Source organism: Muribaculum sp. (assembly GCF_029051885.1).
GTDB lineage: Bacteria > Bacteroidota > Bacteroidia > Bacteroidales > Muribaculaceae > Muribaculum.
The window spans coordinates 1,024-2,644 of record NZ_JAIDKI010000094.1; the positions used below are offsets into that span (position 1 = coordinate 1,024).

1 protein-coding gene and 1 pseudogene are annotated in these 1,621 nt (G+C 52.2%); both read left to right on the forward strand.

Annotated elements, in window-relative coordinates:
• Window positions 1–522: pseudogene (locus K2I50_RS04255) on the forward strand (transcription termination factor Rho); the annotation flags it as partial.
• Between the two features lie 62 nt (window positions 523–584).
• Window positions 585–1,481 (forward strand): ACP S-malonyltransferase, encoded by an 897-nt coding sequence (fabD, locus tag K2I50_RS04260; RefSeq protein WP_301024992.1) that lies wholly within the window; start codon window positions 585–587, stop codon window positions 1,479–1,481.
• Window positions 1,482–1,621: the final 140 nt, after the last annotated feature.

Consider the following 1,621-nt stretch of genomic DNA (forward strand, 5'->3'; position numbering starts at 1 on the left):
GTACTTGAAAAAGCCAAACGCCTTGTAGAGTGCGGACACGATGTCGTAATCCTGCTCGATTCAATCACCCGTCTCGCACGCGCATACAATACCGTATCGCCTGCATCTGGCAAAATCCTGTCAGGCGGTGTCGATGCCAATGCGCTACAGAAACCCAAGCGCTTCTTTGGAGCAGCGCGCAATATCGAAGGCGGAGGCTCGCTGACCATCATAGCCACAGCCCTTACCGAGACAAGTTCAAAGATGGACGAAGTAATCTTCGAAGAATTCAAGGGCACCGGCAATATGGAGCTTCAGCTTGACCGCAAGCTCTCCAACAAACGAATATTCCCTGCTGTCGACATCATGGCGTCAAGCACTCGTCGCGACGACCTGTTGCAGCGTCAGGAGACATTGCAGCGCATCTGGATTCTGCGCCGCTACCTCAGCGACCGCACTTCAATCGAAGCAATGGAATTCATGCGCGACCAGATGGAAAAGACCCGCGACAACGACGAGCTTCTGCGCAGCATGAACGCATAATCCTGTCAGAATCCAAAACTATTACGATAAAAAATCAAAACATAAATATAACCAATCCGATTATGAAAGCATTTGTATTCCCCGGCCAAGGCGCACAGTTCGTAGGAATGGGCAAAGACCTCTACGAAAACAATGCCGAAGCCCGCGCAATGTTTGAGAAAGCCAACGAAATCCTGGGTTTCCGCATTACAGACCTTATGTTTGAAGGAACCGACGAAGATCTGCGTCAGACCAAAGTTACCCAGCCTGCGATATTCCTCCATTCAGTAATCATCGCAAAGGTAATCGAGGAAACTACCGGTATCAAGCCCGAAATGACTGCCGGACACTCGCTCGGCGAGTTCTGCGCACTTGTTGTTGCCGGCGCACTGAGTTTCGAGGATGGTCTGCGCCTTGTCAGCGCCCGCGCACAGGCTATGCAGAAAGCATGTGAGATGAAGCCCTCTACAATGGCAGCCATCATCGCACTTCCCGACGAAAAAGTTGAAGAAATCTGCGAAAGCGTTGACGGCGTAGTAGTATGCGCCAACTACAACTGCCCCGGCCAGCTCGTAATCTCCGGCGAAATCGAGGCTATCGATGCCGCATGCGCAAAAGCCACAGAGGCCGGAGCAAAGCGTGCACTCAAGCTCAAAGTCGGAGGCGCTTTCCACAGCCCCTGCATGGAACCGGCCCGCGCCGAGCTCGCAGCTGCCATCGAGAATACTCCGGTACACACACCGAAGTGCCCCGTTTATCAGAATGTCGACGCTCTCCCCCACACCGACCCCGCTGAAATCAAGGCAAACCTTATCGCACAGCTCACCGCTCCCGTACGCTGGACCAAGACCGTGCAGAACATGATTGCCGACGGTGCTACAGAATTTATCGAATTCGGCCCCGGAAAAGTTCTTCAGGGACTCGTTGCAAAGATTGGCAAAGGCGCTGACCTTACCATCTCTGGCCACGAAAAACTCTGATTGAAACCGGATTAATAAAAACATATCGGGACAAAAGAACCCATGGCGACACACAACCATGTCCCGACGGCTCTTTTGTCCCTTTTTTAAACGCATGTTTAAGTTACTTATGAAGACTACCGACCAGCTCATCGACGACC